Here is a 26452-nt window from a genome sequence, read left to right on the forward strand (position 1 = left end):
ATTCGACATGAAAAAAGATGAAGTGCCTCAAGATAAAAGCAATTTAGAGTCGGCCAATTTTAAAGAATTGTGTTATGCTATTGATGAAAATGGCGAATACACAACCGTTAACAGTTCAGGCTGGGATCCAAAAACAATTGCATTAAACAAGGCTATTGAGGTTATAAATCAACGTATTGAAGACGCAAAAAAACGCGTTTTAAATCAACAAACCAGTCCGATAGAATATTACATGGAGCTTCATAAAATGGATCTTCCTATTTTGGCTAGTTATGTTGGTATGTGGAAATGTCGCGTAAAAAGACATTTTAAACCAAAGGTTTTCCAAAAATTACCTAACAAAATTTTACAAAAATATGCTGATACTTTCGACATAAGTATTGAGCAATTAAAAAACATTGAATTACATGGAAATTAGTTTCACACACCATCAATCTGCACATTGCGAAAACGGTGTGATTTCTAATTTAATGAAACATCATGGTTTTCAGATTAGCGAGCCCATGGCTTTTGGAATTGGCTCTGGTTTGCTTTTTTGCCACATTCCATTTTTAATGGTTAACCATGCTCCTGCTTTTACATATAGAGCTTTACCAGGAATTATTTTTAAGCGATTTGCCAAACGAGTTGGAATAAAAATTAAACGCGAAAAATTTAAAAGTCCAGAAAAAGCAAAAGCACGATTAGACGAGAATTTAAAGAACAACAATCCTGTTGGACTTCAAGTTGGCGTATATAATTTGGTGTATTTCCCCGATGAATATCGTTTTCATTTTAATGCACACAATTTAGTTGTGTATGGGAAACAGGACGACACCTATTTAATTAGCGATCCAGTTATGGAAACCGTAACCACGCTAAGCGATAAACAGTTAGAAAAGGTACGATTTGCCAAAGGTGCATTTGCTCCAAAAGGACATATTTACTATCCCATTGATTTTCCTAAGGAATTGGAATTAGAGAAAGCCATTATAAAAGGCATCAAGCATACTTGTAAAGACATGCTTGCTCCGGTTCCTGTGTTAGGAGTTAAAGGCATTCGATATACAGCCAAACTTATAAGAAAGTGGCCCAAGAAAAAAGGGGTTAAAAAAGCCAATCATTACTTAGGTCAGATTGTTAGAATGCAGGAAGAAATTGGCACTGGTGGTGGTGGATTTAGATATATTTTTGCTGCTTTTTTACAAGAAGCTAGTAAGGTTTTAAATAATCCAAAACTATCCGATCTATCTAAAGAAATGACAAGCATTGGCGATTTATGGCGTGACTTTGCTGTAGATGCTTCCCGTATTTACAAAAACAGAAGTGCCAAGGATGATGCTTATAACCAGGTTGCCACCCAGCTAGAAGCTATTGCAGATAAAGAAGAAGCCTTCTTTAAGAAACTAAGGAAAGCCATCAAGTAACTAAGATGATTAAGATTGAGCACATTTCTAAAAAATACAAGAATTCAGATAATTATTCCTTATCTGACTTAAACCTGCTCATTAATGAAAAAGAAATTTTTGGTTTATTAGGACCAAATGGGGCGGGTAAAACCACGCTAATTTCCATTTTATGTTCACTAATTAAACCCACTTCTGGCGCCTTCTCGATTGCTGGATTGACCTATCAGAAAAATAAAAACGAGCTCAAACAGCTTATTGGTATTGTTCCTCAAGAATATGCTTTATACCCATCGTTAACAGCTTTCGAAAATTTAAAATACTTCGGAAGTATGTATGGCTTGAAAGGAAAACCCTTGGATGAAAAAATCAATATATACTTAGAGCATTTAGGACTTTTAGCCTTTGCTCATAAAAAAATAGATACCTTTTCTGGAGGCATGAAACGTCGCATTAATTTAATTGCAAGTATTCTTCATCATCCAAAAGTTTTGTTCTTGGACGAACCGACCGTAGGTGTGGATGTACAGTCTAAAAACGTGATTATTGAATTTCTTCAAGAGTTAAACAATAACGGAACCACTATTATTTACACGTCACATCACCTCAACGAAGCGGAAACCTTTTGTACTCGAGTTGCTATTATAGATCATGGAAAACTAATTGTAAAAGGAAAGCCAAAAGAATTAATAGATCAAAATAAAGGTTCGCATAATTTAGAAGATGTCTTTATCAGTTTAACCGGAAAAGCCTTAAGAGATCATGCATAAATTAATAGCATCGGCACGTAAGGAGTTCTTATTGCTTGTACGCGATATTGGTGGTATTGCTATACTTTTTGTTATGCCTTTGGTATTAATTGTAACTATTACCTTAATTCAAGATAGTACCTTTAAAACAGTTTCCGATGCTAAAATTCCTATTCTTGTTGTTAACAACGACCGTGGTCATGTTTCAGAAACTATTTTAGAAGGATTAGAAACATCCAATGCTTTTGAGGTTCATATAAAAGCCACTGAAGACCTAGCAAAAGACTTAGTATTTAAAGGAAAATACCAACTAGCCATTGTTATTCCTGAGAATTTAAGCTCTGGTTTAGAGCAAAAAGTTGCCCAAAATGTCGATGGTATTATTGCCAAGTTTGGATTGGAAGACGCAAGTGATGAGAGTCTAAAACCGATGGTAGAAAGTAAAGAAGTTAAACTTTATTTCGATCCTGCCACTCAGTTAACATTTAAAAGCTCCGTTAAAAATGGCATTGATAAAATGGTGTCTCAAATTGAGACCCAATCTATTTATAAAGCTTTTCAAGAGCAAATTTCTGACGATCCAACGGAAGCTATTTTCGAGACTGAAAACTTTATCACCTTTAAAGAAATTTTACCTATAACCAACGATAAAGAAATCATACCTAACTCTGTACAACACAATGTCCCTGCTTGGACTTTGTTTGCTATCTTTTTTATTATAGTTCCTCTTTCAATAAATATAGTGAAGGAAAAAAGTCAGGGCACTTTTGTAAGGTTACGAACCAATCCGGTTTCTTATGCCACTGTTTTAGGAGGGAAAACCTTAGTTTATTTAGTGGTTTGTCTGATTCAATTTGTTTTAATGTTATCGGTTGGTGTTTTTCTATTTCCTGCCATTGGCCTACCTACCTTGGATGTATCCGGAAGATTAGCCTTACTTTTTGTGGTCGCGATTTTTGCCGGCTTAGCCGCCATTGGCTTGGGACTGTTATTAGGAACCATTGCAAAAACCCAAGAACAATCGGCCCCTTTTGGAGCCACTTTTGTAGTTATTTTAGCTGCACTTGGTGGTGTATGGGTTCCGGTATTTATTATGCCTAAGTTCATGCAAACACTTTCTAATATTTCGCCAATGAATTGGGGCTTAAACGCTTTTTACGACGTATTTTTGCGTCAAGGAACTTTATTGGATATATTGCCCGAAATTAGTTTGCTATTCTTATTTTTTATAGCAACCACACTTATTGCCATTGTTTATAATGAAAAGAAAAACAGCGTTTAAACCAAAAGAAATCACGCATACTAGCCAAGTACGAGTGCGCTTTGTGGAAACAGACCCTTTAGGGATTGTTTGGCATGGCAATTATATTCAGTATTTTGAAGACGGTAGAGAAGCTTTTGGCAGGCATCATGGTATTTCTTATTTAGATCAAAAAGAATACGGCTTTGCCACTCCAATCGTTAAATCCAGTACCGACCATAAACTCCCTTTACGCTATGGCGATATTGCAACTATCAAAACAATTTATGTAGATAGTTTGGCTGCTAAAATGGTGTTCCGATATGAAATTTACAACCAACACGACCAATTGGTATGTACCGGTGAAACCATTCAGGTATTTGTAGATAAAATTGGCGAAGGCGATTTATGGCTAACCATTCCTTCCTTTTTTATGGATTGGAAAAAAAACGTGGGTTTATTAGATGAATAAAACGTACGTTTCATATAATAATATTATCTCTTCACTTGGGTTTAATAGTGAAGCTGTGGTTGAAAACATTCACCAAGAAGTTTCAGGTTTGGAATTAATTAAAAATTCACAAGTCCTTCCTGACCCTTTCTATTCAGCTTTAATTCCTTCTGACAAATTAGAAGAAGCCTTTCAAGCCCTTCAACCTAAAAAGGATTATACCCGTTTGGAGAAAATGATGATATGTTCTTTACATGAGGTTATTCAAGCTTCAAACCTACCTTTAAACGATCGCGTTGGATTGATTATTTCCACAACAAAAGGAAATATCGATGCTTTAGATGACACTAATCCATTTCCAAAGGAACGCGCTTATTTAAGCGAACTAGGCAAACATATCAAAGAGTTTTTCGGATTTAAAAATGAGGCTATAGTTGTATCAAACGCCTGTGTCTCGGGGATTTTAGCAGTAGCTATTGCAAAAAGATACCTTCAACAAAACACGTACGACCATGTTTTTATAGTTGGTGGAGATGTGGTCACGGAATTTATCCTTTCTGGTTTCAATTCGTTTCAAGCATTAAGCCATGAACCATGTAAGCCATACGATAAAAACAGGACTGGAATTAATATTGGTGAGGTAGCGGCAAGTGCCCTTATCACTACTAATTCTGAAAATCTAGTAAAAGAAGCTGTTGAGATTCTTGGTGAAAGTTCTTGTAACGATGCCAACCATATTTCTGGTCCATCTAGAACCGGTGAAGGGTTATACCGCAGTATGAAACAAGCTTTAAATCAAGCAGATTTAACTGCTCAAGACATCGACTATATTTCTGCACACGGTACCGCCACCCTGTTTAACGACGAGATGGAAGCCATAGCTATAAACAGATTAGAATTACAACAAGTACCCCTAAATAGTTTGAAAGGCTATTTCGGGCATACCCTAGGCGCATCCGGGCTATTGGAAACCATTGTAGGAATGCACTCCTTAAAAAACAACACACTTTATGCGTCTAAAGGTTTTGACACTCTAGGAGTTTCACAACCCATTCATGTGATCAAGAAAACCACATCCAAACAATTAAACACCTTTTTAAAAACAGCCTCCGGATTTGGAGGTTGTAATACGGCCATTATATTTAAAAAAATAACACCTTAGAAATCATGTCTAAAAACCCTATAAAAGCTATAGATGCTATTCAAGAAGCTCAAAAAATTGCTTTTGCTCCCTTTGTATTCCAAGCAGTTGTTTCCTTGAGAAACCTTGGTATTTTCGACCTTATTTTTGAAAGGAGAAGAAAAGGAGGTATTTCAATAGAAGATATTGCGAAAGAATTATCACTTAGCACTTATGGCGTAGGTGTTTTATTAGAAATTGCAGAAAGTTCAAATATTGTTTCAAAAGATGACAACAATCACTACGAATTAACAACTATTGGGTACTATTTAAATTCCCATAAAACGGTAGATGTTAACATTAACTTTACGCAAGAAGTATGTTATAAAGGATTGTTTCATTTAGAGGAAGCTATTCAAACAGGAACTCCTGCAGGTTTAAAAGAATTAGGCGATTGGAATACCATTTACGAAGGCCTATCGAAATTAACGCCAAAGGTTCAAAAAGCTTGGTTTGAATTTGACCATCATTATTCAGACGATGTGTTTCAAGAAGCTTTAGAAACGGTTTTTAGAAACAACCCAAAAACCATATACGATGTAGGTGCAAACACTGGAAAGTTTACTATTAGTGGTAGCAAATACAACGATACGGTTTCTATTAAGATGGTGGATTTACCAGGGCAATTAAAAATTGCTTTAAAACATGTAGCCGAAGCAGGATTTGCAGACAGAGTAACACATCATGAAATAGATTGGTTATCAGAAAACCCTCAATTACCTAAAGGTGCAGACACCATTTGGATGAGTCAGTTTTTAGATTGTTTTTCGGAAGTTGAAATCCTAACCATATTAAAAGCTTGTGCCGCTGCAGTCAATGATGATGGAGAAATTCTCATCATGGAAACTTTTACAGACAGACAGCGTTTTGACAATGCCAAATTTATACTTGAAGCCACTTCGTTATACTTTACAGTTATGGCCAATGGAAACTCTAAAATGTACCCTGCCAAGGTATTTATGAAGCTTATAGATGAAGCTGGATTGGCCCTTAAAGAAGATATTGCTGTTGGAGAATACCACACCATACTAGTATGTAAAAAAAAGTAATTACTAATGACAACTAATTATAACATAAGCTCTTATTGCCATATAAAGAACCATCAAGTTTCTTTAAATGGTTCGGTTGTATTTAGTGAAGAACATTCAAGTTTCTCTGAATTTATTAAAGCAGCATACAAAGCCCAAGAGACGAAGTATCCTAAGTTTTTTAAAATGGACTATTTAAGTAAGTTGGCCTTTTTAGCCGCAGATATTTTACTTAAAAACCAGTCTTTAGATTCAGAAAAAGAAAACAACATTGCATTGGTGTTTTCAAATAAAGCATCAAGTTTAGACACAGATATATTACATCAAAAAGCCATTCAACATAAAGATAATTATTATCCTAGTCCAGCCGTTTTTGTATATACCTTACCGAATATTTGTTTGGGAGAGATAAGTATTAAATATAAGCTATATAGTGAGAATAGTTTTTTTATCTTTGAACGCTTTAGCGCCGACCATTTATTCACCTATTCCACTAATTTGTTAGATACAAATAAAGCAGAATCAGTACTTTGTGGTTGGGTGGAATTAGAAGGAGAAAATTACGAAGCCTTTTTATATATGGTTTCAAAAGAAGGTGCAATAGAACACAATAAACAGAACATAATAACATTATATAATACATAATATGGAAGATTTAAAACAAGAATTAAAAGAAAACATTATCGAGCAATTAAACCTTGAGGACATGTCTGTAGAGGATATTGCTGATGATGACATGTTGTTTGGAGATGGTTTGGCCTTAGATTCAATAGATGCTTTAGAATTAATTGTCATGCTTGATAAAAACTACGGTATCAAATTAACAGACCCAAAAGAAGGTCGTGCTATTTTTGAGTCTATCAATACTATGGCTGCGTATATTACTGAACACCGATCTAAGTAATTAAACATTACTACTTAGCTAGAAAATAGAAGGTTCAGCTTACCAAAGCTAAAAAAATCAATCGTTATCAAATAAAACAGCTTCCTGTTTAGCTGCTATTCAGCAGACAGGCCCTGTAAACACTATGAACAAAGGAGTTGCAATTACTGGTATGGGTATTATTTCTGCTATTGGAAACAATGTAGAAGAAAACTATCAGTCGCTTGTGGGTGCTAAAAAGGGAATTTCCAGAATTTCTAAAATAGAGACCATTCATAAAGACGAGATTATGGTAGGTGAAATTGCCTATACCAATACGGAGTTGGAGCAACTTTTAGGATTAACACCAGACAACAATTATTCAAGAACTGGTTTACTTGGTGCGCTTGCTGCCAAAGAAGCCGTTTCAAACGCTGGAATTAAAGATATTCATAGTTATAAAACCGGTTTGATTTCGGCCACTAGTGTTGGTGGTATGGATATGACCGAAAAGTATTATTACGATTACTTAGAAAACGAGTCCCATCGTAAATATATTGCTAGTCACCACGCTGGAGATTCCACTCAAAAAATTGCCGAACAATTAGGCATAGAAAAAAGTTTGGTAACTACTATTAGTACTGCTTGTTCCTCGGCCGCAAATGCCATTATGTTAGGAGCTAGACTTATAAAATCCGGTCAATTAGATCGTGTTATTGTTGGCGGTTCGGACTGCATGTCCAAATTCACCATTAATGGTTTTAAAACCCTGATGATTCTTTCGGACACCTATAACACCCCTTTTGATGATAATAGAAAAGGATTAAATTTAGGAGAAGCCGCTGCTTTTTTAGTTTTAGAATCTGAGGCCGTTGTAAACGCTGAAAACAAAACCGTTTTAGCATATGTAAAAGGTTATGGTAATGCCAACGATGCCTTCCACCAAACAGCCTCTTCAGATCACGGAGATGGCGCTACTTTAGCTATGGAAAAAGCACTTGAAGTTGCTGGCTATACACCTCAGGACATTGATTATATCAACGCACACGGAACAGCTACTGGAAACAATGATTTATCTGAAGGACGTGCAATAACTCGTGTTTTCGGGAATGAGGTTCCCGAATTCAGTTCCACAAAAGCTTATACCGGTCATACTTTAGCAGCAGCTGGAGCCATAGAAGCCGTATATTCCGTTTTGGCTTTACAGAACAATGTTATCTATCCGAACTTGAATTTTAAAACCCAGATGAAAGAATTGAGTATCACCCCTCAATTGGAACTAAAAGAAAAACCTTTGCAAACAGTTATGTCCAATTCTTTCGGTTTTGGAGGAAATTGTTCCACTGTTATTTTTTCAAAAAAACCATAACTCGTTTAGGTTTTAAAAACGTACTAGTTTAAAGTAACTATGAAAAAAGTCTACATCAATAGCATCTCGAGTATTACCGCTCAAAACACCTTTGATAATTCAGAGTTTCTTGACGAGGTCATTGAACATCACAGTCAGGTTGTTTTTGCTGTTGAACCAAAATATAAAGATTTTATACCACCAGCTGCAGCACGACGCATGGCAAAAGGTATTAAAATGGGAGTTTCTGCCTCTAAAATGGCCTTACTAGAAGCTGGACTTGAGCAGGTGGACGCCATTATCACTGGAACAGGAATGGGTTGTGTACGCGATTCTGAAAAATTTTTAGCCGGAATTATAGATAATAACGAGGAGTATTTAACACCAACCTCCTTTATTCAATCCACGCACAATACGGTTGGTGGGCAAATAGCTTTAGAGCTCCAATGCAAAGGGTATAATTTTACCTACGTTCATGCTAGCAATTCATTTGAGTCCGCTTTATTAGACGCAAAAATTCAACTAGAATTGAACGAAGCACAAAATATTTTAATTGGAGGTGTGGATGAGTTGGGAGATCACACAACCAAATTAAACCAAATTATTCATCATATTAAAGATGAAAATACACCTTCAAAAGAACTTTTAAAGTCAAAAACCAAAGGAACTATTTATGGTGAGGGAGCCAATTTCTTTGTGTTATCAAATAAAAAGCAAGAATCTTCGTATGCCGAAGTTGTTTCGGTAAGGATGTTTAATACTTTAGCTTTAGCTGATGTGACAGAAGAAGCCTTACAATTTTTAAAAGACAAGCATCTTCGTACGGAGGATATCGATGCGGTTATTTTGGGCTATAACGGGGATGTGGATTTTGATGGGTATTACCATGAATTAGCTTCAAGTGTTTTTAAAAACACCCAACAAGTGTATTACAAGCATCTTATTGGTGAGTTTCATACCGCTTCTCCATTTGGTGTAAGTATAGCTTCAAGAATACTAAAAACACAGCATATTCCTGAGGTTTTAAAATTAAATCATCTGGGCACATCAACATTTAAGCACATCTTACTTTACAACCAGTATCGTGGAGAAAATCATAATTTCACTCTACTTAAAACATGTTAAACTTTAAAACAGTAAACAGCTTAGCACTTATTATTTTAATAAGTTCCATAGTCGCTTACTTTTTAATTGGCCTTTCCTTATGGTGGTTCATCTTATTAGGATTGTTTTGGTTTTTACTAACCGCCTTAGGTTCTGGAAAAATTGGATGGAACTATCACATTAAAGCCCTTAACAGTCATCCCTCTGTTTCAAAAAATCAAGTTGCTATCACTTTCGATGATGGTCCACACCCCAATTACACCCCGAAAGTTTTAAATCTTTTAAAAAAGTATCAGGCCAAGGCCACATTCTTTTGTATTGGATTGCATATAGAAAGTCATCCAAAACTCTTAAATAAAATTATAAACGAAGGACATACTGTTGGAAATCACACCTATTCCCATAACAATATGTTTGGTTTTTTTAGTACCAAGCAAGTTATTGAAGAATTAGAGCAAACGAATACCTTGGTTTTTAAAAAAACCCAGTTAAAACTAAATCTCTACAGACCAGCTTTTGGCGTTACCAACCCACGAATTAAAAAGGCTTTAAAAGTAGTGAATCTCCAAGCCATTGGTTGGAACAAACGTTCCTTGGACACCACTAGATTAAGCAAAGAAGCCATTTTAAAACGAGTGACAAAAAACCTACAAAAAGGCGATGTTATTCTACTTCATGACACAAGTGAGAAAACCTTATGGGTTTTGGAACAGTTATTGTTAATTTTACAAAAGAAAAATTTAGAGGCTGTAACTATCGACACCCTATTTAATATAGAACCTTATGCGTAAAGTTGTTTTCCTATTATTTTTTGTTTCCCTTGCTATTCAAGCACAAACAAAAATGTCTGTTACCGAAGCCGAGGCCTTAAAAACTTTAGTAAAACAGCAGGCCTTAACCACCAAAACCATTTACAGCGATTTTACCCAATACAAACATTTAGACTTTTTGTCCAACGACATTGTAAGCAAAGGAAAACTGGCCTTTAAAACCCCAAATCTTGTAAAATGGGAATATACGGAACCTTATAACTATGCGGTAATTTTTAAAAACGAAACTCTTTTTATAAACGATGAAGGCAAGAAGAACCAAATAGATATGGGTTCTAACAAAATGTTTAAAGAGTTAAATACTTTAATAATAAACAGTATAAAGGGGGACATGTTTGATGATACAGCCTTCGATATTTCCTATTACAAAAAAGACAAACACCATGAAGTCCATTTTATTCCAAAAGATAAAAAGTCGTCCAAATACATCCAGGCCTTTCAACTTATTTTCAACACAAAAGGAGATGTTATTGAAGTAAAAATGATAGAACCTTCGGGAGATTTCACAAAAATCGTTTTCACAAACAGAGAACTGAACAAACCCCTTGCTGATGCGGTTTTTACTAATTAGTATTTGCTTTCTTTTTATTTCCTGTGGAAGTTACCCTAAAAAGCAACACCTGGAATTAAGTGATACCCCTTTAAAAAGTATAGAAAATCCATATTTCTCGGATGCGAGTATCGATTATGTCTATAAAGCATCCATTGATGTTTATAAACGAAATTTTAGTGGACTATTAATCATTAAGAAAATAGCAGAGGAACAACATCGAGTTGCTTTTACAACCGAAATGGGTAATAAGTTATTCGATTTCACTTTTACGGAAGACAACTTTCAGGTAAATTTTATTTTAGAAGAACTTGATAAAAACCTACTCATCCAGGTTTTAGAAAAAGATTTTAGAGTTTTGGTTACTCAAAACCTAATCATTTCTAACAGTTATACGAATATCCAGTATCCTGTTTACCAAACCCAGATTAACAATAAAAACCACTATTATTTCTTTGAAGACAATGAACTTACAAAAGTCGTTCGTTCCAAATATGGAAAAGAAAAGGTTCGTTTTCTATTTTCTGAAATAAAACACCGAATAGCTCACCAGATTAAAATAAAACACCAAAATATTCCACTCGAAATCAACTTAAAATCAATTATCCAATGAAAAATCTACTTTTAGTCGCCCTATTCACTGCACTTAGTTTACCTATATTTTCTCAAGTCAAGGTCCGTCCAGGTTTACGTATGGGTTTAAATGCTTCTAAAATTACAAATACGTCTAACTCCGAAAGAGTCATGGGACTTAATGCTGCCATGTTTGTCAACATTCATTTATCAGGATTTTATGAATTACAACCAGAATTAACCTACTCTAATCAAGGCGCTAAAGGAGAACACTATTCATATATTGATCCTTATTACGGAGATCTTGTAAGTGTAAAAAATGAAGATTTAAGCACCCATTATTTAGGAATGGCACTAGCTAATAAATTTTATTTTGTAAAAGATTTAGGATTGCATTTTATAGTTGGACCAGCTTTAGAGTTTAATGTATCGGATAACACTCATTCAGATATAACTCCTGTGGATTTGTCTTTATTTGGTGGAATTGGTTACGAATTTCCTATCGGTCTTGGAATAGAAGCTAGATTTAAACAAGGAATTATAGATGTAAGAGATGGATATTACGACTATTATTACGATGATACTAACAATGACTACTATAGCGGAAACAACAAGTTAAACTCCGTTTTTCAATTTAATGTGTATTACAAATTTGGTATGTAATACGTATCATCCACTAGACTAGATTATAGATTTTTGGTTTTTCAATTTAACCATCAGAAGGGATTAAAACCAAGTTGTATAATTAAGTACTTTATAAAAAAGGTTTCATTGAGGTATATTCCGGGTCTTTTCATAATTTTGACTTGAAATTATATCCAGAGAGAAACCTATTAAAATAGGTCTTGCTTATAAATTTAACCTAACAAAAAAACTAGGTATGTTGTTAAAAGATTTTTATAAAATAAACTCGCTTACTGTTGCCGAAAATTTAGCAACGGCTAAAATTACCATCAACAAAAATCATGAGATTTTTAAAGGACACTTTCCTGGGAACCCTGTTACTCCTGGGGTTTGTATGATGCAGATAATTAAAGAGCTTACAGAGCAAATTGTCGCAAAAAACCTGTTTATGGAATCATCTAGCAATGTTAAATTTATGGCGATTATCAATCCTGAAGTAACGCCAGACTTGGTGTTGGAATTAGATATCACAGAAACAGAAACCGGTTATAAAGTAAAGAACCAAACGACTTTTGATGATACTGTGGCATTAAAATTGACTAATACCTATAAAGTCATTTAAAACAATGTTATGATTAAGTTTTTATCAGTTTTTATATTTATTATAGGTTTATTTACCCTTTCTCAAAATTTGAGTGCCGTTCGCGTTGCCTATAAAGAAGCTGCTCAGGACCAAGAAAAAGTCCTAACTTTTTACAACATGCTTTCAAATGTTACTAAAGAAAGTCCTGTTGCGTTAGTAGCTTACAAAGGTTCTGCTATTGCTTTAAAAGCAAAATATGCAGGAAGCTTAAAGGAAAAAAAAGACGGTTTTACTGAAGGCGTTTCATACATAGAATTTGCTATAGAAAAAGAGCCAAACGCTATAGAACCTCGTTTTATAAGACTAGGTATTCAAGAAAACACTCCTAAAATTTTAAAGTATAAAGACCAAATAAGTGAAGACAAACTCTTTTTACTTAAACAATACCAGTACATTTCTTCAGAAAATTTAAAAGGCCATATAAAAGACTATATTTTACAGTCTAAGGTCTTTACAGATGAAGAGAAACAAATCCTTATCAGCCAATAACAACTATTTACAAGCTATTAAAACAGATGCAGCACTTTACATTCCTTTTATTCTTCTTTTTCACATTAACTCTATCGGCACAAGACCTTATTATCACCACAGATAATGAAGAAATTGCTTCAAAAGTGGAAGAAATTCACATTGAAACTATTTCCTATAAAAAAACAGATAACCTAGCAGGACCTACATACTACATTAAGAAATCGGAGGTGTCGAAAATTATTTTCGAAAATGGAAATGAAGAAACTTTTGATGTTACAGCAGCGAATGGAGAACACCGTGCAATTTCTATGGAAGAAACCGAGGCATTTATAGAAGAATACATGGGACTATACTGCTACGACCATAATGGTTATTTGAAAAATCAATACAAAGCAAAGGTTGAAGGAGACTATTTAAGATTGACCTTGTGGAATAAAAACAAAACCAAAGAAATAAGTAGTTATTTATACGATTTTAAACGCGTATACAGCTTTAGGAAACCTGATGTACGTAGTGGTGATCTTGCCTATTTAAACATCCATGTTCCTGTTTTAGTAAACGAGAAAAAAGACAAGTGGGAAAGACTAAAATTAGTTATCAGTGTAGAAGGCCATGATAACGCCGAATCCATTATAAATGCATTAAAACATTACAACTACCTACTAAAAAATAAAAGTAAAAAACCTGGTCAAAAATTTTAGTCCTAAATATTATAACTATCTCTTTGAATAAGAAGAAAAATCAGTAATTTCGGAGCTATAACTAAATAAGGCCTCCTATAAGTGAACAACGAGCTTATTAGACAAAAAATTACCGATTTACATGTATGTGTTATCATTCCAACATACAATAACCATCGTACCCTAAAACGGGTTTTAGATGGGGTTTTGGAATTAACCAATAACATAATTATTGTTAACGACGGTTCCACCGATGCCACTGCCAACATTTTAAAGGATTACCAAGAGCTACACCAAATACATTTCCCTCACAATAAAGGCAAAGGAATTGCTTTGCGAGAAGGATTTAATCAGGCAATTTCTTTAGGTTATCATTTTGCTATTACCATTGATTCCGATGGGCAACATTTTCCTAGTGACATTCCAAATTTCATTAACGAACTAGACACACATGAAGGCGAAGACCTTTTGATAATTGGTTCTCGAAACATGGAGCAAGAAGGTGTTCCAGGAAAAAGTAGCTTTGGAAATAAATTTTCAAACTTTTGGTTTTGGATAGAAACGGGCATCAAGCTTAAAGACACCCAATCTGGCTTTAGGTTGTATCCTTTAAAAGTTATTAAAGACCTGAAGTTTTACACCTCAAAATTTGAGTTTGAAATTGAAGTTATAGTAAAAACGGCATGGAAAGATATTGAAGTAAAAAACATGCCTATTAAAGTTCTTTACGATGAATCTGAGCGTGTATCTCACTTCAGACCCTTTAAGGATTTTACTAGAATTAGCATTTTAAATACCTGGTTGGTTTTTTTAACAGGAATCTATTATTTTCCTAGACGGGTTTTTAGACATATTAAAAAAAAAGGCTTTAAACGATTTTTTACTGAAGATTTATTAGGTAGCAACGATTCGCCAAAAAAGAAAGCCCTATCCATTGCCTTAGGGACTTTTATAGGCTTCTCGCCACTTTGGGGGCTACAGACTTTTTTAGCTATTACCCTAGCTATTTTTCTTAAATTAAATAAAGCCATATCTTTTGCTTTTTCCAACGTTAGTTTACCTCCCTTTATCCCCTTTATTATTTACGCAAGTTTAGAGTTGGGTCAGTGGATTTTAGGCGAAAGAATCTCCTATTCTATAGAAGAAATGATAGAAAATTTTGAGGCATTTGAACATCTAAAAACGTATATTGTGGGCAGTTTTACCCTATCCCTTATTGGAGCCCTTGTTTTTGGTCTTATAGGATATATTTTCTTCAGTTTTTTTAATAAGAAGAACATGGCGTTAAAGAATGACTAATTTTTTTTATAACATACACACCTACTTAGCCTCAAGGAAAATTGTAGGCTTTTTTGCCTTAATTCTAATCGTTTTTAGTTTAGGTTTTCTAGCTTCAAATATTACTTTTGAAGAGGACATCACCAAGCTTATTCCTATAAACGAAGAAAACTCCGACGCCCAAAGAGTTTTAAAATCTGTTAATTTTGCCGATAAAATAATTGTGAATATCAAAAGGGAATCCTCGGGTTCCATCAATGATTTAACACAATACGCCACCCAGTTTATTGATAGTATAAACCATAACTCAAGCAAGTATTTTACTAAAATTCAGGGGAAAGTTGCTGACGAAGACATACTCAACACCTTAGATTTTGTTTATAACAACCTACCCCATTTCTTAGAAGCATCCGATTATAAAACCATAGAAAACAAGCTTCACAAAGACAGTATTGAAGCCATCACCGTAGCCAATTACAAAACCTTGATTTCACCTTCTGGCATGGTTGCTAAAGAAACCATATTAAGAGATCCCTTAGGTTTATCGTTTTTAGCTTTAAAAAAATTGCAGCTCTTAAGTTTCGGCAACGATTTTACCATGCAAAATGGTTTTCTAATAAGTCAGAACAAAAAGCATATTTTACTATTTATCACGCCTACTTACCCCTCTAGCGAGACTTCGGAAAACGCCATTTTTGCAGAGCAACTTTACCATATAAACTCTAAATTAAATCAAGAGTTTCATGGCAAAGTAAGTAGCGAATATTTTGGTGGTGCTTTAGTAGCTGTTGCCAATGCCAAACAGATAAAAAAAGACATTCAATTAACTGTGGGGATTGCCATTTCAGTTCTACTGTTAATTTTAATCTTGTTCTACAGAAAATTAAGTGTGCCTGTCATTCTCTTTATTCCTACAGCTTTTGGTGCCTTACTAGCTGTCGCTTTACTTTATTTAATTCGGACAAAAATCTCGGCAGTTTCCTTAGGAATTGGTTCGGTATTGCTTGGTATTACACTTGATTATGCTTTGCATATTTTAACTCATATTCGCAGTAACAGCCATATAAAAGCCCTGTATCAAGAAATTACCAAGCCTATTTTAATGAGTAGCTTAACAACGGCTTTGGCATTTTTATGTTTGTTGTTTTTAGATTCGCAAGCACTTCAGGATTTAGGACTTTTTGCTGCTATTAGCGTTCTTGGGGCTTCAACTTTTGCGTTAATTTTCATTCCTCTAGTTTACAAATCAAAAAATGAAGCGGTAAAAAAAGCCACAGTTTTAGACAAAATAGCTTGTTATCCACTTCATAAAAACAAATGGGCATACATTGGTTTGGCGCTCCTGTTTTTCATAAGTTATTTTACCTATAAGCAAGTAACTTTCAATAATGATTTAGCTAATTTAAACTTTGAACCTACCGAGCTTCGCGAAGCACAAAACAGATTAGATGCTTTAACCAACATCAATTCCAAATCGGTTTATATTGCTGCTTATGGAACTAATGAGCAAGATGTTCTAGAAGCAAATGACGGGGTATTTTCAACCTTAAAAAGCCTAAAGGAAAACGATAGCATCATAGGATTTAGCTCGATAAGCACTTTAATAAAATCTGCCGAAATCCAAAAGCAGCAGCTAGCCGATTGGAGAAACTTTTGGACTGAGGAAACCAAACAACAAACTAGAGAAAACCTAATTAAAAGCGGATTGGAATTAGGCTTTAAGCCCCATAGTTTCGAAGAATTTTACACCCATTTAAATTCTGATTTCGGAGTTTTACATGCCGTAGGGTTCAAAGATTTTAATCTTATTTCCATAGATGATTATATAGCAAGCAAGGACAATTTTACAACTATTACCACCTTAGTAAAGTTAAAAGATGAACACGCTGATAACTTATTCAAAAAGTTTGAAAATTCCCCGCAAACTCTGGTCATAGACAGAAAACAAATGAATGAAACCTTTTTAGGAAATCTAAAAACCGATTTCAACAACTTGGTTGGTTATTCCTTTTTTGTTGTGTTGATTCTTTTGTTGCTCTTTTATCGAAGCTTTTCTTTAACCTTAATAACCCTACTTCCTATTGCCTTAACTTGGGTACTAACCATTGGGATTATGGGTTTACTGGGTGTAGAATTTAATATTTTCAACATTATTATTACCACGTTTATTTTTGGTTTAGGTATTGATTATAGCATCTTTATTACCAATGGCTTACTCCATGAATTAAGAACAGGGGAAAGCTCTTTACCAACACATAAAACTTCTATTTTACTTTCTGTAATTACCACTATTTTAGGTGTTGGGGTTTTAATATTTGCAAAACATCCAGCCTTACATAGTATTTCATTGGTATCGTTGATTGGTATCTTATCGGCCATGTTTATTTCGTTTACCTTACAACCCCTTCTATTCATGTTTTTTGTAGGAAGTAAGCATAGCAAACCTTCACCATTTCTCATGTTCGTTCATTCTTCCATCTCATTTACTTATTATGGTTTGGGTGGATTATTTTTATCCCTACTCGGAATTGCTTTTATGAAGGTGGTACCAATAAGTATGAAAATTAAAATGAATTGGTTTCATAAAATCATGTCGAAGTTTATGAAATCTGTTTTGGATTCTTATCCATTTTTCAAAACCAAAGTTATAAACGAGACGAAAGAAAACTTTGAAAAACAAGCCGTAATTATAGCCAATCACACCTCATTTTTAGACATTTTGGCTATAGGAATGCTGCATCCAAAAATGATTTTCTTGGTTAACGATTGGGTTTACAACTCTCCATTCTTCGGAAAAGCTGTGAAATTAGCAGGCTTTTATCCAGTATCTAGTGGCATTGAAAAAGGGGTTGACCATCTTCAGAAGAAAGTAGACCAAGGTTATAGTTTAATGGCTTTTCCAGAAGGAACCCGTTCTTATACCAACAAAATGAAGCGCTTTCATAAAGGAGCTTTCTTTTTGGCTGAACAATTTAAACTAGATATTGTACCAGTAATTATTCATGGAAACTCAGAAGTTCTTCCGAAAGGAAATTTCGTTATAAAAAAAGGGGTTATTACGGTTAAAATCTTAGAACGAATTCCATTTGAATCTGAGATGTTTTCTGGAACCACTAGAGATACCACAAAACTTATCAGCAGCTATTTTAAAAATCAGTTTCATGCATTTAGAAAGGAAACTGAAGATGAAACATATTTTCATAAAATGGTTTTAGAAGAATTTAGGTATAAGGGAGATGCCTTATACCAACGGGTAAAATCAGACCTAAAAGCAAATAAAACGGTTTATAAAACCATCATGGATTCGGTTGGAGAAAAAGACACTATTCTGCATGTTTCAAAAACATGTGGACAGTTAGACTTCTTATTGGCTTTAGATGGTCCGGATAGAAAAATTTTCACATATTTTGAAGATGCACCCGTTGGTAAGATTATTAAAAACAGTTACCTCAGCAACAACCATTATAAAATTTCAGTTTTTGATACCCTTGAAAAGGTATTACAACAACAAGCGAACCTGTTGATTTTAGATGAGATCCCTTTCACAAACAAGCAGCTTGAAGCCGTTATTTCAAATGGGGTTACTAAAATTATTTTGTTACATTCAAACTTAGAGTTATCTTCAGAAATAATTAAAAATCAATTATTTGAAGTGAGTTATCAAACTGAAGACGTAATGATATTAACCAAAACAGGAGGTATTTGAAACCAAAATCAAAATACGATGTTGTTATTGTAGGCAGTGGTTTAGGTGGCCTTGTATCGGCAGTCATTCTTGCGAAAGAAGGTTACAAAGTTTGTGTTTTGGAAAAAAATCAGCAGTATGGCGGCAACCTTCAAACCTTTGTTAGAGACAAGTCTATTTTCGATACTGGAGTACATTATATTGGGAGTTTAGATCAAGGGCAGAACCTATATCAATACTTTAATTATTTAGGGATAATGGACGAACTTGCCCTAAAAAAAATGGATGAGGAGAGCTTTGATGTTATTACTTTTGACGACGATAACAAAGAGTATAATTATGCGCAAGGCTATGAGAAATTCTCAAAGAATTTAATTGAAGACTTTCCTGAAGAAGCTAAAGCTATTCACGCTTACTGCGATAAAATAAAAGAAACCTGTGACAAATTTCCCCTTTACCGTTTAAAACTTGGCAGACCATATGCCGATGGCGTTTTTAAATTACAAATTCGTGAATTTCTAGAATCCATTACAGACAACAAACGCTTGCAAGCAGTCTTAGCCGGCACTAATTTTTTATATGCTGGTGATGGCTATAAAACCCCTTTTTATGTGCATTCCTTATCTGTAAACTCATACATTCAAAGTGCGTATAGATGTTTAAATGGCGGTAGTCAAATCACCAAACTATTAATACGAAGACTTTTAGAAACCGGGGGCGAAGTTTATAAATATCATGAAGCCACAAAGTTTCAATTTACGGACGATAACATACGTTCTGTTATTTGTGAGAACGGCAATGAGATTCAGGCCGACCTATTTATTTCCAACATCGATCCAAAAGTCACACTAAAGCTTATTGAAGACGGAAAGTTAAGAAAATCATACACAAACAGAATTAAAAACATAGAAAGTACCATTGCTGCTTTTAGTTTATACATTGTTTTGAAACCTGGCAGTTTCAAGTATTTAAATAAAAACTACTATCATTTTAAATCGGTAGATGCTGTATGGAATGCCCAACATTACACCCAAGAGAGCTGGCCTGAAAACTATATGTTATCCATGGGTGTTAAGAAAAACAACGATGCATATGGCGATAATATTACCATTATGACCTACATGCGTTATGAAGAAGTAGAACCTTGGGAAAACACTTTCAATACGGTTGCTAACAAAAACGACAGAGGGCAAACCTACGAGGAATTCAAAAAAGAAAAAGAAGAAAAAATCATTAAAGAATTAGAGAAAAAATTCCCAAATATTCGCGAGTGTATTCTTGAAACTTATAGTTCATCACCACTATCGTACAGAGATTATATTGCCACAAATCGTGGTTCTATGTATGGTTACTCTAAGGATGTTAATAAGTCTATGCAAACCTTTATTTCGCCTAAAACTAAAATTGAAAACTTATTATTTACGGGCCAATGTATGAATATGCATGGTATTTTAGGTGTTACTATTGGAGCTGTTGTAACCTGTTCCGAAATTTTAGGTCAGGAATATTTGTTGAATAAGATTATTGAAGCTAACAAGCCATCAGAATCAACACAAGCATGAGACTAAGTCATTACATTTTATCCTTATTTACACTCCTCTTTTTAATGTCGTGTGGTGTGGCGAAATCTTTAAAAGATTCACCAGATGTAAGCGCATACAACACAAATATTCCAACACGTGAAAAAATTTCTGACACTTCCTTTACTACCGAAAACGGGTATTTAACAAAAAACAAATTTGGACAATGGGAATTATATATTGCTGGAGATCCTTATCAAATAGGTCTAAACACCGGAAGTTTAACTGAGGAGCTTTTTATAAAACAAGAACATGCCTTTTTGAGCAAAGTGGATGACTTGGTACCATCAAAATTTAAACAATATTTACTACGAAAAGTATTGGCCTGGTACAACCGTAAAATGCATTTACATATACCTGAAGAATACAAGGCTGAAATATTAGGCATTTCAAAATATGCCGGAGACACTTATAATTATGTAGCAGACGATTATTTGCGAATCCTTTATTTCCATAGTGCGCACGATATTGGTCACGCCCTTCAAGATTTGATGTTGGTTGGCTGTTCATCTTTTGCTGCTTGGGGAGATAAAACCGAAGATGGGCAATTACTTATAGGAAGAAATTTTGATTTTTACGCTGGTGACGATTTTGCTAAAGACAAAATAATTGCCTTTGTAAAGCCAACCAAGGGCTACAACTTTATGTCGGTTACGTGGGCAGGCATGATAGGTGTCGTTTCTGGCATGAACGACCAAGGATTAACTGTCACCATAAACGCTGGAAAATCGGATATTCCTTTTGTAGCCAAAACTCCTATTTCTATACTTACTCGAGAAATTTTACAATACGCTTCCACTATTGAAGAAGCCATTGAAATTGCTAAAAAGCGCCAAGTTTTTGTGTCAGAATCCATTTTAGTGGGAAGTGCTAAGGACAATAAGGCCGTTACTATTGAAGTCTCACCAAAGAATTTTGGGGTTTATGAAGTTGAGAACACCAATCAATTAATTTGCAGCAATCATTTTCAAAGCGAAGCTTATGCGAATGATAAAAACAACAGCAACCATATCGCAGAAAGTCATTCCCAATATCGTTACGATCGTATGGAGGAACTTTTAAATAAAACCCCTAAACTTACCCCACAACTAGCCGTGGATGTGTTACGGAATAAAGAAGGATTAGAAAACAAATCCATTGGTTATGGAAACGAAAAGGCCTTAAATCAGTTATTGGCTCATCATGGCATTGTTTTTAAACCAAAAGAAGGCTTGGTTTGGGTCTCTTCAAATCCCTATCAATTAGGCGAATTCGTGGCTTATAATTTAAACACTATTTTTAGGGAAGGTCCAGAAAATAAGCAAGCCAATCCTTTAAATAACAAAGATTTGACTATTGAAGAAGATCCGTTTCAATACACAAAAGCATATTTAAACTATGAAACCTACCGGATTTTAAGAAGGAATGTTGCTAAAGCCATAAATAATAAGGAGCATTTGAGTACAGACCAACTCCTTGAATTTCAAAATACCAATCCGGAATATTGGGAAGTTTATTATTTAACGGGAAAGTACCTTTATGGTAAAAATTATTACAGAGCCGCATTGCGTGCTTTTGAAAAAGCAAAAACTAAAGAAATTACAACAGTTCCTGACCAAGAACAGATAGATTTGTACATTAAAAAGATTAAAAGGAAATTAAACAAATGATTCCCGAAATAGAAAAAGCATCAGCCCAAGATATAAAAGCCTTTCAAGAGGAAAAATTGAGAGACTTATTACAGTATTTAAACACGCATTCGCCCTATTACAAGCGCGTGTTTAAAGAACAGCATATTGATATTAATTCTATCCAAACTCTTGAAGATTTAACCAAGATTCCAACCACTACCAAAGATCAGTTGCAACAATACAACAACGATTTTTTATGTGTGCCAAAAAATAAAATCATCGATTATGTTACCACATCTGGTACTTTAGGAGATCCTGTAACTTTTGCTTTAACTGACAACGATTTAAACCGTTTAGCCTATAACGAAGCAATATCATTTGCCTGTTCAGGAGTAACGGAAAATGATGTCATGCAACTTATGACCACGATAGACCGACGTTTTATGGCCGGTCTAGCCTATTTTCTTGGAGCTAGAAAATTAGGAGCAGGAATTATTCGCGTTGGTGCTGGAATACCTGAGTTGCAATGGGATTCTATTTTAAAATTTAAACCAAGCTATTTAATTGCTGTTCCCTCCTTTTTATTAAAATTGATAGAACACGCCAAACAAAATAATATTGATTTAAAAAATTCTGGAGTAAAAGGAGCCATCTGCATTGGTGAGCCTTTAAGAAATCAGGATTTCTCATTAAATACCTTAGCAGAAAAAATAACCTCTCAATGGCCCATTGAATTATATTCTACTTACGCGTCAACTGAAATGAATACAGCGTTTAATGAATGTGAAAACCAACAAGGTGGGCACCAACATCCTGAATTGATTATTGTTGAAATTTTGGATGAAAACGACCAAGCAATTTCAGGAAAAGAGGTTGGCGAATTAACCATTACCACTTTAGGAATTGAAGGTATGCCATTGCTTCGTTTTAAAACCGGAGACATGGTTCAAGCACATACAGAAGTGTGTGGCTGCGGAAGAAACACCATGAGATTAGGCCCTGTAGTTGGTAGGAAAAAGCAGATGATAAAATATAAAGGCACCACCTTATATCCACCAGCTATGGATAATATTTTAAACGATTTTAACGAAGTAGACTGCTATGTTATTGAAATTTCAAGCAACGACATCGGTACAGACGAAATCTGTATTAAAATAGCCACCAACACGCCAACAGACAACCTATTAACGACAATTAAGGATCATTTTAGAGCCAAACTAAGAGTTTCACCACGCATAGAAATTCACGATAAAAAGGAGATTCTAAAACTGCAGTTCCCAATTATGAGTAGAAAACCTGTTATGGTTATTGATAAACGTCATAGTGAGGCTTAAACTTTTAGGGACACTTTGTTTTAATTCCCTACATTTTTGAATAAATAACTTTTGCCAAAATCATATATAAAATTTACTTATTTTAGTCCTAATCAAAATAGAAAATGTTTTTATAGCTTTCATGTATAAAATTATCAAAGCTGTTCATTAAAAAAATAAAATTATGTCAGAACAAAAAGTATTTCAAGCAAGTCCGGAAAGTATAGGAAAAGCAAAGCAATTACGCCTTTTCGCTTTTTTGGCTTGGATTGTGGCCATAGCCCTGCAGGTTTTTGCCATTTTTAAATTAATACACAATGAAACCATGGTTTGGTTAATAGTTTCTATTGTGGTTATTTTAGCCTTGTCCATTACCGGATCAATGCTTTGGAAAAAAGCAAACCGATTAGATCCTGCTTCAGAAAAAGATAAGGTAAAGTTCTTTGTTCAAAACCAATTAGGAGCCATCATGGGTGTTTTAGCCTTTTTACCTTTGGTTATTCTCATTTTCATGAACAAAGATCTTGATGGAAAAACTAAAGGAATTGCAGGTTCTGTAGCGGTGGTTGCCATGCTTATAGCTGGTATTTCTGGCGTTGATTTTAATCCTCCTTCTATTGAACAATACACTAAGGAAATTAACGAACAAACTAGTGTTTTAAAAGAGCTTAATTATGATAAAGACCAGGTGTATTGGACCAAGGCAGGAAATAAATACCACATTTTTGAAGATTGTCAACACATTAAAGGAAGAGATGAAATAAGCCATGGTACCGTAAAAGAAACTTGGGAACAAAAAGGAATTTCAGAGCTTTGTAAAACTTGCGAAAAGAATGCTAAAGCAAAAATAGAATAACCTTCAAACCTCTGATTAAGATTTACCAAAAAAAAAACGCTTGTAACTTTTATTTACAAGCGTTTTTTTGTTCTAGTTATCTTTGTTTAGGATATACTAGCACACTAACTACATTATAAGGTAATTGTTTTAAAGCCGTTTTCTTGCAAACCAAATAAGTAGATAAACCCATCCGGTGAAAATGCTATAGAACTGTGGAAGTCTGATTTCTTCAATTTCAGGTGATTCATCGCTGCTTCACAAACAACCAAGCGAATTCCAGCTTTTTCACTAGTTTCAATCGTAGACATTAGGCTCTCATCGGTAGCTACATCTTTAACTACGGGTCCAATTAACACCACTTCAAAATTTAATTCTGGATTAGAAGCTTTTAGTCCTACCCCCGTTCTAACTGCTGCTTGAAAGTAACGAGAATTGGAAACGAGGATGGCGTAATTCCCATCCTTCTTTACAGAATTCTCAATATCCGATACACTTAATGATTGTGCCATCATTGGACTGTAAAAAAGAGATCCCACAACAACAAAAAGGATCATTAAAAACTGTTTTTTCATAGGTTTATTATAAAATTAGATTAATACTAGGCTGAACTAACATTGTTATTCCAAAGATAGGCTATCCTTGGGATTCTAAATGTAACCTATGTTACCGAATGACCTTTATTAGTGAAACTTTAATAAGGTTTATTTCGCAAGTAGCACGACAAAATTAATCATAGTACTTGATTGGAGTTCCCTTCCTAAGTTGTCTTCAAGTACCTAGGTGCGACTTCATTTATATAGAAAACAATCTCCGTATTAAAACGTCCGATTATTCTATTAAGTTTTAACTTCGCGCAGAAGAAAATTATAAGAATTATCTCTATGAATAATCAGGGACAAAGCAAAAAAGGAAGAGCTTGGATTCTAGCTGCTTTAATGCTTACTATGGCATTAGCTGCCATGGATGGAACTATAGTAGCCACCGCTATTCCTCAAATTGTTGGTGACTTAGGTGGGTTTTCATTATTCAGTTGGTTATTCTCCATTTATCTACTAATCCAAACAATTACGATACCTATATATGGTAAACTAGCTGATGTATATGGACGTAAACCCATTCTTATTTATGGCGTCATTGTATTTCTATTGGGATCTGCTGCTTGCGGTGGAGCTTGGGACATGGTAAGTTTAATTGTATTTAGAGGACTTCAGGCTGTAGGAGCCGGTGCTATTATGGCTACCGTTAATACCATTGCAGCTGACATATATACCTTAGAAGAGCGCGCTAAAATTCAGGGATGGCTATCTAGTGTTTGGGGCGTTTCCGCTATTTTAGGCCCAACTTTAGGCGGTGCTCTTGCCGACTACGCTTCTTGGCGTTGGATATTTCTAATTAACATTCCAATAGGCATAGGATCTATTATATTGATTAACATTTTTCTTACAGAAAACAAACCTACAAAACATATTAAAATTGATTGGCTTGGTGCTTTAGCCTTATTGGTTACAGGAGCTTTTATTATGTTTGGTTTGATGCAAGGCGGACAATCATGGGAATGGATATCCTATGAAACACTGGTTTTTATAGGAATAGCTCTTGTTTTGGTTATAACCACTATGAAAATTGAATCCCGTGCTGAAAGTCCGATACTACCAAGATGGGTGTGGCGAAAACGCGTGCTTGTAGGTGCTAATCTAGCTACTATTGGGATGGGATGTATGACTATGGGGCCCAATATGTTTATACCGGTTTTTTCACAATCGGTTATAAATGTTGGTGCTATTGCTGCTGGTTTTATACTGGCTAGTATGAGTATTACATGGCCTATATCCTCATCCCTTTCCGGAAAATTATATTTACGAATAGGATTTAGAAATACAGCTCTTTGCGGAATCTTCATAGTACTTATAGCTGTTTCAAGTTTCTTATTTATGCCATTCCCTGGTTCAGTAAGAGCATTGGTTGCAATACAATTACTTATGGGAGCTGGTTTTGGACTTATTTCCACCCCTTTAATGGTTGGTGTACAATCGACAGTGGAATGGGGACAACGAGGAGTTGTTACGGGTGCTAGTATGTTTTCAAGATATTTTGGGCAAAGTTTAGGAGCCGCCATTTTTGCAGCTATTTTCAATTCGGTGTTATTTGATAAATTAACTGAAGCGCCAGAAAATTTGCAAAATTCTCTACCCAAGGTGAATGAGGTGGTAGAAGTATTACAATCTGCCCACTCTAACGATACGGTTCAAAACTATTTGCAACAGTCATTTTTTGATTCAACCCATACTGTTTATATTGGTATACTTAGCGTAGGATTCCTAACACTCTTCGTGTTGCTGTTAACTCCAAAACACTTTGCAAGAATTGAAACGTTTTAGTCTAACTACGAAAATCTTATGCACAGTAACACCTTACTTAAGGGTACTGCAA

The 26452-nt window shown here is 34.7% G+C and carries 26 protein-coding genes; 25 read left to right on the forward strand and 1 reads right to left on the reverse strand.

From position 1 onward, the window contains the following. The first annotated feature begins 7 nt into the window (after positions 1–7). The 24 genes from DarG to VKY41_RS01925 all read left to right on the forward strand — a co-directional run bounded on the left by DarG (position 8) and on the right by VKY41_RS01925 (position 24040). Complete coding sequence (DarG, locus tag VKY41_RS01810) at positions 8–418, forward strand: flexirubin biosynthesis protein DarG (RefSeq protein ID WP_500812725.1); 411 nt, start codon at positions 8–10, stop codon at positions 416–418. Continuing rightward, the gene (darH, locus tag VKY41_RS01815; protein ID WP_500812726.1) at positions 408–1406 is read left to right on the forward strand and encodes a BtrH-related acyltransferase DarH; all 999 of its coding nucleotides are present in this window, start codon (positions 408–410) and stop codon (positions 1404–1406) included. Before DarG ends, darH begins: the two co-directional genes overlap by 11 nt. A gap of 5 nt (positions 1407–1411) precedes the next feature. Beyond that, entirely contained in the window at positions 1412–2155 is a 744-nt protein-coding gene (locus tag VKY41_RS01820) for an ABC transporter ATP-binding protein (RefSeq protein WP_500812727.1), read from the forward strand. Further along, on the forward strand, positions 2148–3416 hold the full coding sequence (locus VKY41_RS01825) for an ABC transporter permease (protein ID WP_500812728.1): 1269 nt from the start codon (positions 2148–2150) through the stop codon (positions 3414–3416). The genes VKY41_RS01820 and VKY41_RS01825 overlap by 8 nt, the downstream gene beginning before the upstream one ends. Beyond that, the gene (locus VKY41_RS01830; RefSeq protein WP_500812729.1) at positions 3394–3846 is read left to right on the forward strand and encodes an acyl-CoA thioesterase; all 453 of its coding nucleotides are present in this window, start codon (positions 3394–3396) and stop codon (positions 3844–3846) included. Before VKY41_RS01825 ends, VKY41_RS01830 begins: the two co-directional genes overlap by 23 nt. Continuing rightward, a complete protein-coding gene (locus VKY41_RS01835; RefSeq protein ID WP_500812730.1) occupies positions 3839–4987 on the forward strand; it encodes a beta-ketoacyl-[acyl-carrier-protein] synthase family protein in 1149 nt (382 codons plus the stop codon). The genes VKY41_RS01830 and VKY41_RS01835 overlap by 8 nt, the downstream gene beginning before the upstream one ends. A gap of 5 nt (positions 4988–4992) precedes the next feature. Next, positions 4993–6054 carry a methyltransferase gene (locus VKY41_RS01840; RefSeq protein ID WP_500812731.1) on the forward strand — a complete coding sequence of 354 codons (1062 nt, stop codon included), beginning with the start codon at positions 4993–4995 and terminating at the stop codon, positions 6052–6054. A 6-nt stretch (positions 6055–6060) separates the two neighbouring features. Then, the gene (locus tag VKY41_RS01845) at positions 6061–6678 is read left to right on the forward strand and encodes a 3-oxoacyl-ACP synthase (RefSeq protein ID WP_500812732.1); all 618 of its coding nucleotides are present in this window, start codon (positions 6061–6063) and stop codon (positions 6676–6678) included. Between the two features lies 1 nt (position 6679). Beyond that, a complete protein-coding gene (locus VKY41_RS01850; protein WP_500812733.1) occupies positions 6680–6937 on the forward strand; it encodes a phosphopantetheine-binding protein in 258 nt (85 codons plus the stop codon). A gap of 124 nt (positions 6938–7061) precedes the next feature. Further along, complete coding sequence (locus VKY41_RS01855; RefSeq protein ID WP_500812734.1) at positions 7062–8264, forward strand: beta-ketoacyl-[acyl-carrier-protein] synthase family protein; 1203 nt, start codon at positions 7062–7064, stop codon at positions 8262–8264. Positions 8265–8303: 39 nt separating this feature from the next. Next, positions 8304–9368 (forward strand): beta-ketoacyl synthase N-terminal-like domain-containing protein, encoded by a 1065-nt coding sequence (locus VKY41_RS01860; protein WP_500812735.1) that lies wholly within the window; start codon positions 8304–8306, stop codon positions 9366–9368. Beyond that, positions 9362–10138, forward strand: coding sequence for a polysaccharide deacetylase family protein (locus tag VKY41_RS01865; RefSeq protein WP_500812736.1), 777 nt, complete (start codon positions 9362–9364; stop codon positions 10136–10138). Before VKY41_RS01860 ends, VKY41_RS01865 begins: the two co-directional genes overlap by 7 nt. Further along, complete coding sequence (lolA2, locus tag VKY41_RS01870; protein WP_500812737.1) at positions 10131–10748, forward strand: flexirubin biosynthesis/transport protein LolA2; 618 nt, start codon at positions 10131–10133, stop codon at positions 10746–10748. The genes VKY41_RS01865 and lolA2 overlap by 8 nt, the downstream gene beginning before the upstream one ends. Further along, positions 10729–11340 carry a flexirubin biosynthesis protein LolB2 gene (gene lolB2, locus VKY41_RS01875; RefSeq protein ID WP_500812738.1) on the forward strand — a complete coding sequence of 204 codons (612 nt, stop codon included), beginning with the start codon at positions 10729–10731 and terminating at the stop codon, positions 11338–11340. The genes lolA2 and lolB2 overlap by 20 nt, the downstream gene beginning before the upstream one ends. Continuing rightward, a complete protein-coding gene (locus VKY41_RS01880) occupies positions 11337–11963 on the forward strand; it encodes a porin family protein (protein WP_500812739.1) in 627 nt (208 codons plus the stop codon). Before lolB2 ends, VKY41_RS01880 begins: the two co-directional genes overlap by 4 nt. Before the next feature lie 217 nt (positions 11964–12180). Then, positions 12181–12546, forward strand: a complete 366-nt coding sequence (locus VKY41_RS01885; RefSeq protein WP_500812740.1) for an ApeI family dehydratase — start codon at positions 12181–12183, stop codon at positions 12544–12546. 9 nt (positions 12547–12555) lie between these two features. Further along, complete coding sequence (locus VKY41_RS01890) at positions 12556–13056, forward strand: hypothetical protein (protein ID WP_500812741.1); 501 nt, start codon at positions 12556–12558, stop codon at positions 13054–13056. 26 nt (positions 13057–13082) lie between these two features. Then, entirely contained in the window at positions 13083–13739 is a 657-nt protein-coding gene (locus tag VKY41_RS01895; protein WP_500812742.1) for a hypothetical protein, read from the forward strand. Between the two features lie 81 nt (positions 13740–13820). Beyond that, positions 13821–15017, forward strand: a complete 1197-nt coding sequence (locus tag VKY41_RS01900; protein WP_500812743.1) for a DUF2062 domain-containing protein — start codon at positions 13821–13823, stop codon at positions 15015–15017. Next, entirely contained in the window at positions 15010–18702 is a 3693-nt protein-coding gene (locus VKY41_RS01905) for an MMPL family transporter (protein ID WP_500812744.1), read from the forward strand. Before VKY41_RS01900 ends, VKY41_RS01905 begins: the two co-directional genes overlap by 8 nt. Next, a complete protein-coding gene (locus VKY41_RS01910; protein ID WP_500812745.1) occupies positions 18699–20243 on the forward strand; it encodes a phytoene desaturase family protein in 1545 nt (514 codons plus the stop codon). The genes VKY41_RS01905 and VKY41_RS01910 overlap by 4 nt, the downstream gene beginning before the upstream one ends. Next, complete coding sequence (locus VKY41_RS01915) at positions 20240–21910, forward strand: C45 family autoproteolytic acyltransferase/hydrolase (protein WP_500812746.1); 1671 nt, start codon at positions 20240–20242, stop codon at positions 21908–21910. The genes VKY41_RS01910 and VKY41_RS01915 overlap by 4 nt, the downstream gene beginning before the upstream one ends. Beyond that, on the forward strand, positions 21907–23205 hold the full coding sequence (gene flxY, locus VKY41_RS01920) for a flexirubin biosynthesis putative acyl-CoA ligase FlxY (RefSeq protein WP_500812747.1): 1299 nt from the start codon (positions 21907–21909) through the stop codon (positions 23203–23205). Before VKY41_RS01915 ends, flxY begins: the two co-directional genes overlap by 4 nt. Before the next feature lie 163 nt (positions 23206–23368). Further along, positions 23369–24040 carry a hypothetical protein gene (locus VKY41_RS01925; protein ID WP_500812748.1) on the forward strand — a complete coding sequence of 224 codons (672 nt, stop codon included), beginning with the start codon at positions 23369–23371 and terminating at the stop codon, positions 24038–24040. Positions 24041–24153: 113 nt separating this feature from the next. On the opposite strand, the gene VKY41_RS01930 is transcribed toward VKY41_RS01925, so the two are convergent. Further along, on the reverse strand, positions 24154–24594 hold the full coding sequence (locus VKY41_RS01930; protein WP_500812749.1) for a DsrE family protein: 441 nt from the start codon (positions 24592–24594) through the stop codon (positions 24154–24156). A gap of 309 nt (positions 24595–24903) precedes the next feature. Between VKY41_RS01930 and VKY41_RS01935 the strand changes: the two genes are divergently transcribed. Continuing rightward, positions 24904–26400, forward strand: a complete 1497-nt coding sequence (locus VKY41_RS01935; RefSeq protein ID WP_500812750.1) for an MDR family MFS transporter — start codon at positions 24904–24906, stop codon at positions 26398–26400. Positions 26401–26452: the final 52 nt, after the last annotated feature.

Source organism: Xanthomarina sp., assembly GCF_035306605.1.
GTDB lineage: Bacteria > Bacteroidota > Bacteroidia > Flavobacteriales > Flavobacteriaceae > Xanthomarina.

Bases quoted from the DNA above. Each gene is read 5' to 3' on its own strand.
- DarG (WP_500812725.1), top strand. From the start codon at position 8: ATGAAAAAAGATGAAGTGCCTCAAGATAAAAGCAATTTAGAGTCGGCC.
- darH (WP_500812726.1), top strand. From the start codon at position 408: ATGGAAATTAGTTTCACACACCATCAATCTGCACATTGCGAAAACGGT.
- VKY41_RS01820 (WP_500812727.1), top strand. From the start codon at position 1,412: ATGATTAAGATTGAGCACATTTCTAAAAAATACAAGAATTCAGATAAT.
- VKY41_RS01825 (WP_500812728.1), top strand. From the start codon at position 2,148: ATGCATAAATTAATAGCATCGGCACGTAAGGAGTTCTTATTGCTTGTA.
- VKY41_RS01830 (WP_500812729.1), top strand. From the start codon at position 3,394: ATGAAAAGAAAAACAGCGTTTAAACCAAAAGAAATCACGCATACTAGC.
- VKY41_RS01835 (WP_500812730.1), top strand. From the start codon at position 3,839: ATGAATAAAACGTACGTTTCATATAATAATATTATCTCTTCACTTGGG.
- VKY41_RS01840 (WP_500812731.1), top strand. From the start codon at position 4,993: ATGTCTAAAAACCCTATAAAAGCTATAGATGCTATTCAAGAAGCTCAA.
- VKY41_RS01845 (WP_500812732.1), top strand. From the start codon at position 6,061: ATGACAACTAATTATAACATAAGCTCTTATTGCCATATAAAGAACCAT.
- VKY41_RS01850 (WP_500812733.1), top strand. From the start codon at position 6,680: ATGGAAGATTTAAAACAAGAATTAAAAGAAAACATTATCGAGCAATTA.
- VKY41_RS01855 (WP_500812734.1), top strand. From the start codon at position 7,062: ATGAACAAAGGAGTTGCAATTACTGGTATGGGTATTATTTCTGCTATT.
- VKY41_RS01860 (WP_500812735.1), top strand. From the start codon at position 8,304: ATGAAAAAAGTCTACATCAATAGCATCTCGAGTATTACCGCTCAAAAC.
- VKY41_RS01865 (WP_500812736.1), top strand. From the start codon at position 9,362: ATGTTAAACTTTAAAACAGTAAACAGCTTAGCACTTATTATTTTAATA.
- lolA2 (WP_500812737.1), top strand. From the start codon at position 10,131: ATGCGTAAAGTTGTTTTCCTATTATTTTTTGTTTCCCTTGCTATTCAA.
- lolB2 (WP_500812738.1), top strand. From the start codon at position 10,729: ATGCGGTTTTTACTAATTAGTATTTGCTTTCTTTTTATTTCCTGTGGA.
- VKY41_RS01880 (WP_500812739.1), top strand. From the start codon at position 11,337: ATGAAAAATCTACTTTTAGTCGCCCTATTCACTGCACTTAGTTTACCT.
- VKY41_RS01885 (WP_500812740.1), top strand. From the start codon at position 12,181: ATGTTGTTAAAAGATTTTTATAAAATAAACTCGCTTACTGTTGCCGAA.
- VKY41_RS01890 (WP_500812741.1), top strand. From the start codon at position 12,556: ATGATTAAGTTTTTATCAGTTTTTATATTTATTATAGGTTTATTTACC.
- VKY41_RS01895 (WP_500812742.1), top strand. From the start codon at position 13,083: ATGCAGCACTTTACATTCCTTTTATTCTTCTTTTTCACATTAACTCTA.
- VKY41_RS01905 (WP_500812744.1), top strand. From the start codon at position 15,010: ATGACTAATTTTTTTTATAACATACACACCTACTTAGCCTCAAGGAAA.
- VKY41_RS01915 (WP_500812746.1), top strand. From the start codon at position 20,240: ATGAGACTAAGTCATTACATTTTATCCTTATTTACACTCCTCTTTTTA.
- flxY (WP_500812747.1), top strand. From the start codon at position 21,907: ATGATTCCCGAAATAGAAAAAGCATCAGCCCAAGATATAAAAGCCTTT.
- VKY41_RS01925 (WP_500812748.1), top strand. From the start codon at position 23,369: ATGTCAGAACAAAAAGTATTTCAAGCAAGTCCGGAAAGTATAGGAAAA.
- VKY41_RS01930 (WP_500812749.1), bottom strand. From the start codon at position 24,594: ATGAAAAAACAGTTTTTAATGATCCTTTTTGTTGTTGTGGGATCTCTT.
- VKY41_RS01935 (WP_500812750.1), top strand. From the start codon at position 24,904: ATGAATAATCAGGGACAAAGCAAAAAAGGAAGAGCTTGGATTCTAGCT.